At 48.3% G+C, this 9,587-nt stretch carries 6 protein-coding genes; 4 read left to right on the top strand and 2 right to left on the bottom strand.

Annotated features, from left to right (window positions below):
* The first annotated feature begins 1,022 nt into the window (after positions 1-1,022).
* The 4 genes from O3C43_06805 (at position 1,023) to O3C43_06790 (ending at position 7,515) form a co-directional block, all read left to right on the top strand.
* Entirely contained in the window at positions 1,023-1,892 is an 870-nt protein-coding gene (locus O3C43_06805) for a ThuA domain-containing protein (protein MDA1066197.1), read from the top strand.
* An 8-nt stretch (positions 1,893-1,900) separates the two neighbouring features.
* Positions 1,901-3,157: an SGNH/GDSL hydrolase family protein gene (locus tag O3C43_06800; GenBank protein ID MDA1066196.1), complete on the top strand. Its 1,257-nt coding sequence runs from the start codon at positions 1,901-1,903 to the stop codon at positions 3,155-3,157.
* A gap of 151 nt (positions 3,158-3,308) precedes the next feature.
* Positions 3,309-6,701, top strand: a complete 3,393-nt coding sequence (locus tag O3C43_06795) for a HEAT repeat domain-containing protein (GenBank protein MDA1066195.1) — start codon at positions 3,309-3,311, stop codon at positions 6,699-6,701.
* Positions 6,702-6,738: 37 nt separating this feature from the next.
* Entirely contained in the window at positions 6,739-7,515 is a 777-nt protein-coding gene (locus O3C43_06790) for a protein-S-isoprenylcysteine O-methyltransferase (GenBank protein ID MDA1066194.1), read from the top strand.
* A gap of 254 nt (positions 7,516-7,769) precedes the next feature.
* On the opposite strand, the gene O3C43_06785 is transcribed toward O3C43_06790, so the two are convergent.
* Together O3C43_06785 and O3C43_06780 are read right to left on the bottom strand one after the other, a co-directional pair.
* Entirely contained in the window at positions 7,770-8,771 is a 1,002-nt protein-coding gene (locus O3C43_06785; protein ID MDA1066193.1) for an NAD(P)-dependent oxidoreductase, read from the bottom strand.
* Between the two features lie 60 nt (positions 8,772-8,831).
* Complete coding sequence (locus tag O3C43_06780; protein ID MDA1066192.1) at positions 8,832-9,584, bottom strand: AraC family transcriptional regulator; 753 nt, start codon at positions 9,582-9,584, stop codon at positions 8,832-8,834.
* Positions 9,585-9,587: the final 3 nt, after the last annotated feature.

Here is a 9,587-nt window from a genome sequence, read left to right as displayed (position 1 = left end):
CTGGTTTTCCAAAACTTTATCATGCGCATTTTACGGACAACCAGCGGCTTTTCGAACAGGGTCTAGCTAGGTGATCTTTACGAGTTTAACCGTGAGATTGGTCGTTTCAAATTTGTCCAGAAACAGGAGAAAAACCTCTCGGTAGCAGAAGATAGAAATGAATTGGGTAACGCCCACAATCCAAAAAGTCATGAGGGAAGTGAGTGATATTCGAGACTTCTATTTGAAGAATATTCTGCGCTCTTTGCGCTCCTTGTTTTCTTGTGGTCATGTCACGCGGATGCGCTCGGTAGCGGCCATTTATTCTAGCTTCAGCCTGTTCCGGTGTTCCGATCAGTTTCACTGTCGGTCGTGTCGCAACAGAGTTGCTCGAAACTCTTCGAGCCCGGCTGCGTCTCGCCGAAGCCTGAAAAGGCGAAGGCGGATCTTGTCGCTGCGCTCGGAACAACCTTCCGCATTTAATTAAAGTGCTCTTCATCTTCCGAAAACTAAGACGCTTTTTCTTCCAACTCCGCCAAGGCTCCGATGGACGCGTCCTGCCAGGGGAGATAAGAACCTATGTCGCCTATGCCTTGGGCGAGATCGTGCTGATTTCCCGCTCTCCACAGTCAATCAGGTAGGGCGAGTGCGTCCTCGCACCGCCGCCGAATCTCCTGGAAATACACGGCACTGCGAGGACGCAGTCACCCTGGTCTCGCTTACAAGGAAAGTTGCATTGAGCTGTTCCCTCGACCAAGAGACCGGATACTCACCGCAGATAAAATTGCACCCGAAACGCACCCGAAAGTAATTCCATCATTGAATTGTCGGAAGAGCTCAGTTTCTATTCTTTTTTTGAGGTGGTATCACAGAAAGAGGCATCCTGTGTTTACACGATATGAACCCTGCCTTGGCTTTATTATACTAACCGGCTTAGACTCCAATGTATCAGCTACTAATAGCTACACCCATGATTCTACCTCAATTGAATCGACTGTTCCTTTAACCAGATCTTAAGAACTTAATTTTGCCCAAATCCTCTAATGACCCCAGAAATTGTAATAAAGTGGATATGTATCCTCCTCTCCGTTTTCGTCCTGTCTAATCCGGCGAATGCGGATCACCACAAACCCCATGTTGTCCTGGTCGCTGGCACATTGCATTACTCACCGGAATTGACCATGCCGATATTTGCGAAAGAGCTCGAACGCTTGGGTTTTGAAACAACGGTGGTGATGGGGGAAGGGGATCCGGAAAAGAAGACCAAGAACGTTCTCCCCGGAATCGAAGCTTTGGCTGACGCAGATGTAGCGATCTTCTTTTGTCGTTTTTTAAATCTCCCTGATGAGGAGTGGCAGCCGATTGAGGATTATTTTAAATCCGGAAAACCTGTCATTGGGCTCCGCACGGCAAACCACTCGTTTAAATTTCCAAAGGGTCATTCCCGTTACGAATGGAATGACGGATTTGGACGCCGTGTGTTGGGTACACCCTATGTCGTGCATCAATCCAGTGCCACGAGGATCTCTGTTATTGAGAAGGCTCTTACGCACCCGATCATGGCCAACATCACAAAGACCAACTGGGAATCGGAGGGAACGCTTTACCTTACGCGTCTCGAAGGCGGAAGCATTCCTCTCGTTACGGGAACGGGTGAAGGCAATAGCCGTCTGTTGCAAAAGGAATTCGGACCTTTGATCACCAGCACATTGGAATCGGATATTGTAGCGTGGGCCTGGGAGAATGAATGGGGCGGAAAAGTGTTTTGCACTTCATTTGGACACCCAGCGGATTTTGCCGAGGAGTCGTTTAATCGCATGCTGGTTAACAGCGTATTCTGGGCGGTGGATAAACCATTGCCCGGCCCAGATACAAAGATCTCCACTTGGAATATCAAGCGCGCGGATAAGTAGTCCCGGTAATGAAATCGTCAAACAAGTTTCGTGTTCCTCTCTGCTCGTTCATAATTCTTTTAGGCATCAGTACATTTGCCAGTGGCCAGATTGGGCCGGGAGATCATATCGCCATCGTTGGTAATACCTTTGCTGATCAACTGCGCAATAATGGTTACCTGGAAACCCTCCTGCTTCAGGAATTTGAAGAGGATCCGATTTCCTTGCGCAATCTTGGTTGGGCAGGGGATACCCTCACGGTTCGCGATCGGCCCACTAATTTCCCAACCGAAGAATCCACTCTCAGGGATCACGAAACCGATGTCATTATTGCCTGTTTTGGAATGTCTGAATCGTTTGCAGGAGATAAGGGACTGGAGAATTTTAAAAAGGATCTTCTATCTTTCATCGATTCTCACCGGGGTAAGCAATACAACGATGAGTCCGACGTGCGCTTGATATTGGTATCGCCCATCGCTTATGAAAACCTGGGGACCTTAACCCCTAATTGGCAGTCCCGGAACCGGGATCTTAACCAATACGCCGAAGCCATGATGAACGTGGCAATGGAGGAAACTATTCCGTATGTGGATTTGTTTACACCGACCAGTAAACTCTTTGATGATAACGAAGATTCTCAGTATACGATCAATGGCATTCACTTAAATAGCTTCGGTTATTGGGCGGTGAGTAACCTCATTTATGAGCAGCTCATGCGTATGGATTCGAAGCGGCCTGAACCCTGGCGCTTGCACATCGACGCCAAGACGGGCGCGGTCAGTGCCAATGGGGTGGAGCTGTCTCGCTTTAATTTAGCTGGTCAGAATTTTAGTTTCGAAGTGAAGGAGAACTCTCATCCGTCTCTGCCACCTCCTGTAGAGCGTGGCATGCCGGGAATGCTCTCCGGGTATCGCGACACCCTGGTCATAGAGAATCTGGAGCCCGGAGAATATTCTTTAATGGTGGATGGAAAACCCGTGGCCACCGCCACCCACGAAGAATGGGCAGCAGGTGTGCCTATTGATACATCTCCGGCTCACGAGGAGGTGGAAGACTATCGATCTGCTGTGATTGATAAGAACACTCAGTTTATCTACAGCTGGAAAGCCCTTAACCAGGTACATATCGTGGGTGAGCGTCGCAACTCCTCAAGTGGAAGGGCGTTGCCGCAGGAGATCATCGAATTCAACGAGCTTACCAAGCAGAAGGATGGTGCCTTGCGCAATCAACCCGAGCGAAAAACCCGGGAGTGGCAATTGGTTCCCGACACCAAGCTCACCAATTAATTTTTAATAAATGAACAACAAGGTATTTTTGATAATGCAGCGGAAGTGCAGGGATGCTCTTGTCCTACCAATTTCCAATTCGAAGGTAGGGCTATTGCGTCTCCGCAATGCCGATTATTGCGCCCACACTCTGAGCCAAAGGATTATTGTCATGAAAGTGTTTATTCTCTCCCTCTTCATATCTTCATTTTTTCTCTCGGAAGTCTCGGCTCAGAGCCCAGATGGGATTAAAACAGCCAATCTTCAAGGCGCTGATCTTGACCTACTGAACAATCATGATCCTGCCTCTGAATTGGAAAACTTCGAGTTGCTCCCAGGTTATGAGGTCAATCTCTTTGCCGCGGATCCCATGTTGGCCAATCCGATTCATATGGTGTGGGATTCCCGTGGTCGTCTCTGGGTGGCTTGCTCATGGTCTTATCCGCAAATTCAACCCGGTCAGGTGGCTGACGATAAGATCATTATCCTCGAAGATACTGACAACGATGGAGTGGCTGATAAATCCACGGTATTTGCAGACGGTCTTTACCTGCCAACGGGTATCGAACTGGCTAATGGTGGTTGTTACGTCGGTCAGTCACCAGACGTCTACTTTTTAAAAGACACCAATGGAGATGATGTGGCCGATGTGAAGGAGCTCGCTCTTACCGGTTTTGGCATTGAAGACAATCATCACTCAATCAGTGCCTGGCGCCGTGGTCCGGATGGGTGGCTTTATTTTCAAGAGGGCATATTTTTACATGCTCAAGTGGAAACGCAGCACGGGATTGTGCGAAACTATAATGGTGGAGTTTATCAATTCAATCCACGCACCGGAGAGTTGAAGGTCTTCTGCAAAGGCACAGGCGGTAATCCATGGGGCCATGTATTTGATGAATGGGGACAGTCGTTTATGGTGAACAATCCTCGCATCCTGTATTTGAGTCCTGGCACCGGCGCTTTCAAAGAGAACACCCGTGTTCCACCTTTGATCAGTACGGAAAAACAATGCGGCGGCGATCTGGTAACAGGAACCCATTTGCCTGACGATATTCAGGGGCAGCTACTAACTTGCCGTTTTAAAAGTCGTTCGATTGTACGTTATGAATTTATTGAAGACGGAGCTGGTTATTCCGCTAACGTACTGGAACCACTATTAACTTCCAAGCATCCGAACTTTCGCCCCGTCGACTGCAAGATCGGTCCCGATGGCGCGATTTATGTGGCCGACTGGTACAACTCCATCATTAATCACGCCCAACACGATTTCCGTGATCCTCGTCGCGACCATGAGCACGGACGCATCTGGCGGATCACCTACAAGGATCGACCTCTGGTCGAGAAACCAAAGTTGGTAGGGGCATCCACAGAATCTTTGGTTGAGCAACTGAGCAGTCCTCAAACCTGGAATCGTCACCAAGCGCGCAAGGAGCTGAGTGAGCAGAATCCCGACCAAGTATTGCAGGCGGTTGAAAGTTGGGTGGATTCACTCAATCCCAATGACGCGCGTTACGAGCATCACCTGGTTGAAGCGATGTGGGCCTGTCAAAATGTTGAGCGAGTGAGCGAGTCGATTCTTACCAAGGTCATCCATGCAAAGGACGGACACGCCCGGTCGGCAGGTGCCCGGATTATTCGTTACTGGTATGAACAACTGACCGATCCCGTTGGTATGATTGCTCACCTGGCCGACGATCCTTTTCCTCGTGCACGCATGGAGGCTGTTTTGTCCGCTGGTTACATTCCAGAAGCTGAGTCGCTTCCAGCTGCTCTGAACGTATTGAATCACGATCAGGACAAATTTATTGAAGTGACCATTCCATCCATGATGACCGCGCTGGAGCCGTATTACATTCCTGCTATGGAACAGCAGACCCTGAGATTCAACGATCCCAAACACCAACTCTTTGCTGAACAATCCGCTGGTATCGGTTTGGACAAACGCCTGACTGCTTTATTAAAGGCGGCCAATCCATCAACCACAGAAATCAACGAGGTGCGCAAACAATTCTCGGCAGCACCCAGTAACAAACTTCTCAGAATTTTGGTCAATGCAATCGGGCAGGGTGGTATTCCTTCCGATGCAGCTGCCGTTGCTTTATTAACAGAATTACAGAAAATAGGCGCACAAGGAATGCAGGAACCAGGGCGTTATTTCTCCGGACTTTTGGCAGGGCTCTCAAATTCAAATGACGAAATCGCGGCTGGCGTCGCCTCCAGTCTGGGAAGCTGGAAATTCAGTGAAGCGGGAGAGGAGTTATCAAATATACTACTCGATAAAACCCGGACTTCCTCCGTTCGCGTAGCCGCAGCTGTCGCGCTTGGTCAGCTAGGTCAAACCAGGTTTGTGAACCAACTCAAAACTTTAGCCAAGGAGGGTGATATTGAAACACGCTATCATGCCGTGACCGGACTAGCCGTGGCGGATTTGGAAGATGCCAAAGTTGAGGTTGCCCATGTGCTGATGGATGATCCAGGTAATGCCGATCCGGTAGCCTTGGTTAAAAGCTTTACCACAATGCGAAGGGGCGATTCGGTACTCGCGGATTCACTTGCGGGTGTTTCGATCCACCCGAAGGTCATGGCAACGGTTGCCACCTACCATCGCCAAACGGGACAACTTCCGAAACGCCTACAGGATGTATTTTTGAAGACAAGTGGAGAATCAATTTCGTCACTCCTGCTAAAAGAAGATAGGAATGCACTCACTGCTGACGTCGATCGTTTTGGTATAGCGGCGCGGGGGGAATTGATCTATCGTAGAACCGAAGTAGCCTGCATGAGCTGTCATGCTATCGGTTCTGTCGGTCCAACCATTGGACCCAACCTGGTAGCTGTCGGCACTGCTGCATCTACCAGTTACATGATTGAAGCCATCCTTGAGCCCAATGCTTCGATTGCCGAGCATTACGAAAACCTGTTGTTCACCATGGCCGACGGTTCAGCGCATATGGGCGTCATTACCTTTCAAAACGAACTGGAAGTAATCATTCAGGATTCTTCACAAGCCGGGCGAGAAATCGTGCTGCCGGTGGCTAACATCGGGAAGCGAACGTTGATGCCCTCGCTTATGCCTACCGGGCTTGTGGATCAATTGAAGAGTCGTCAGGAATTTCTAGATCTCGCCAAATTTATTTCCCTACTCGGACAACCTGGCCCTTACGAAAATGACGAAAGTCCGGTTATTCGCAAATGGAGTGTCGCTTCATCGCTCAATGAAAATTGGCCTGCCGAAAGTGCTCCATGGGCAACTGCCTACAGTAAGGTTGATGGGGAATTACCCGTTTCGGATTTGGGTGATACTGATATTGTTTACACGCGTGGTTATTTGGAAATGTTGGTTCCGGGTGAATTAAAATTGAAGCTCAACAGCGCAAAGGGACTGAAGCTGTTTGTGGATGATAAGGAAATTTCCTCCTTGGCTGATCCTATCGTTATGATGAAGGGTCGCAGGACGTTGACAGTCCGAATTGATCGTCAGGCACGGGGCAATACAGGTCTTCGAGTCGAACTACTTTCAATTCCTGGCTCTTCTGCAAAATTTAAACCCGAGGGCGGAATATAGGTAGGTCTTGTTACGCAAATCTGAATCCAAATCAGCAATGAACATCCTTGAACCCTGGAACATCGTTTTCTTTGTAGCGTTCATTGTTTTCTATTGGACTCGACACGTATTCATTGAACGAACGAAACCCGAGAAAAAAGCGGTTCGTCGTATGGACCGGCTTGAAAAGATGCTGATTGCTGGAATGGTCCCAGGAACCTTTCTGCTGCCGTTGCTGTATCTGTTTACACCCTTGCTGGATTTTGCAGATTACCGGCTTCCAACACCCGTGCTGTCTGTGGGTGCCGTGACCATTTTCGCTTCGCTCTGGTTATTCTGGCGGTCCCACGCAGATCTTGGTCAGAACTGGTCGGTAAGCTTGGAACTCCGCGAGAACCATGAATTGATCATTCGCGGTGTATACCGGTTCGTTCGCCACCCGATGTACTTATCCATCTGGCTGTGGGCCTTTGGCCAAGGTATGCTGCTACAGAATTGGTTGGCTGGTTGGTTGGTCGTGCCCGCTTTTGCAGCGATGTATATTATTCGCACCCCTCGTGAGGAACAATTGATGTGCGAACAATTTGGAGATGAGTACCGTGCCTATATGCAACAAACCGGCAGACTGTTTCCATGCGGGAAATCGTCTAGTGAAGAGTATAGATTCATGGAGCTAGACAGCTTCGAGGTATTTGAAGCTAGGGAAGGATCTCCCCATTCGAGATCCTCAGGACAAGCGGGCTGTCCGCAATTTTGGAAACATAATCCTCGGACACCTCGGCGAGGCGTCCCTACCAAAGCCGAAGTAATTTTGGGAGTATCAGACCCAAGATAAATGAAACGACGGCCGTTCCGTCTGTTATACCTTTCGAAGCAGACGAGAACCCTCATGTTTTAAAGAAAAACAACCACGGATGAACTGGTATAAACGCAGATCCAGAGTAGGAAAATGTCGAATATATCATCGGTGATTATTTGAATTAATTGTTATGTAGCTGTCCCTTAGTCGACATTCGGTCTCGGAACGAGCTACTCGCTTAACTATAACACCTTAAATCCTTTTATGCCCTTCAACTGCGGCAATTAGGATTAACCGGGATACCAGGTCTTGCGCGGATCGTCGCTTTCTCTGACGTAATTCCAGGCGCTTTCTATCAAACGAGACAAATCGTAATGGGGTCGCCAGCCGAGAAGCGATTTCGCTTTTGTGTTATCTAACCATGTAGAATGATAATCCGTGGGCACATCAATTGTAGGAAGATTTCGGGTACTAGATAAATAATTGCCCACTTCACTGTAATCCACCGGCTCGTCCATACAGATATTAAACAACTGTTGACGGGCTTTGGGGTGATCGATGGACAAAAGAATAGCTTCAACAAGGTCTTCGACTTGGACAAAGTTTCGCTTCACCGGTGCACCATTCGGATCGAACATTATGGGTATTGTGGAAGTTTGGAAGTAGCTTTTGGCTTCGTCCGATGACACAAGATCCATCCAACGTGGGCCGCCAAATACATCAGGGCCAAAAGAAAGAGTGTATTTGAAATCGTCTTTCTCCATGATCCACGGGGCTCGCAAGCAGCAGCCGTTGAAGTCGTATTGAATAAAATACTGTTTCAGCATTGTCTCTTCAAGAACCTTGGACAGGGCATAACAACCCGGATAGGCTGAATGGGATTGAGTTTCGGTAACGGGTAGTGGGTGCGGATAAAAGAAATGCCCTACACTCGCATCTCCACCGATAAGAATGAACTGCCGGAAAGTAGGACTTTTGCGGCATTCCTCAAGTAACCAGAAAAGGCCTTTTATCGTAACATCCATGATGTCCTGAGGCGTTTCTTTGCAGGTAGCGAGATGAAGGACATGCGTGACACCTTGAACCGCTTGACGCACGTCTTCCGCAACAGCCATGTCACCACGAACAACCTCCAAGCGTTCTGATTCGGGAAGTGTTCTATTGTGGCAGAAGGCACGAACCGAAATGTCTCGATATGCATCGTCAGTCTGCAATCTCCTGATAAAGGCCTGCCCGACTTTTCCTGACGCTCCTGTTACGAGTATTGTGCGCTTGGTTAGTTTATCGCTCATTCTAGGTTTTCTAAACTACATCAACAGAATTTCAACCTGGAAACCAATTACGGTTTAACCTCATCCCCGTGAACGCCGGTATTGAAGAGGGGTGATTCCTACGTGTTTCCGAAAGTGCAGAGTGAATGAGCTCTGATCATAGAAGCCGAGGGCATGAGCCATTTCAGAGATAGGGCGTTCAGTGTTTCGGAGTTGCTCGCATGCGGCTTGGATGCGTGTTTTAATGAGGAAGGATTGTGGGGTGGTGTTGAAGGCTTCTTTGAAGCGCCGGTTAAACTGGCGAACCGACATGCCGACCATTTTGGCGAGGTCTGAAAAGATAATTTGTTCTGTGAAATGGCCGCGTAGAAATTCTACGGCTCGATGAAATTGAAGGTTAGGGTAGAGGGTTTGCTCACCGCGTACCAGGCTTTTAACGGTACCCATCACTCCGATCACATTTCCTTGATGATTAAATACCGGAAATTTGTTGGTTAGAAACCAATCGGGTAGTCCCAGAGAGTCGAAGAACAGTTCTAGGATATCCAACTTTGGTTTTTTTGAACTCATTACCTCCAAATCATCTTTACGGAAGTTCTCTGCCAAACGCTGAGGAAATAGTTCGAAATCATTTTTGCCGATGAGTTCGGCTTCCGACTTTACGTGTAAACGCTCCCAGAATCGTTTGTTTGCCGCAACGAGCTCCAATTTCCTGTTCTTGGCGAAAAATGAGATTCCCGGGATATGACTGAATAATTGATCGAAATGACTATCCGGTGCTATCTCCAACAGAAATTGGTTTTTGATCTGAAAAGGTGGATTACTAAATGGCATGCG

Source organism: Verrucomicrobiota bacterium (genome assembly GCA_027622555.1).
In the GTDB taxonomy this organism is placed as follows: Bacteria; Verrucomicrobiota; Verrucomicrobiia; order Opitutales; family UBA2995; genus UBA2995.
This window is presented reverse-complemented; position numbering and strand designations above follow the sequence as displayed.

Coding starts and splice junctions, on each gene's coding strand:
- O3C43_06790 (MDA1066194.1), top strand. CDS start 6,739: ATGAACATCCTTGAACCCTGGAACATCGTTTTCTTTGTAGCGTTCATT.
- O3C43_06780 (MDA1066192.1), bottom strand. CDS start 9,584: ATGCCATTTAGTAATCCACCTTTTCAGATCAAAAACCAATTTCTGTTG.
- O3C43_06805 (MDA1066197.1), top strand. CDS start 1,023: ATGACCCCAGAAATTGTAATAAAGTGGATATGTATCCTCCTCTCCGTT.
- O3C43_06800 (MDA1066196.1), top strand. CDS start 1,901: ATGAAATCGTCAAACAAGTTTCGTGTTCCTCTCTGCTCGTTCATAATT.
- O3C43_06795 (MDA1066195.1), top strand. CDS start 3,309: ATGAAAGTGTTTATTCTCTCCCTCTTCATATCTTCATTTTTTCTCTCG.
- O3C43_06785 (MDA1066193.1), bottom strand. CDS start 8,771: ATGAGCGATAAACTAACCAAGCGCACAATACTCGTAACAGGAGCGTCA.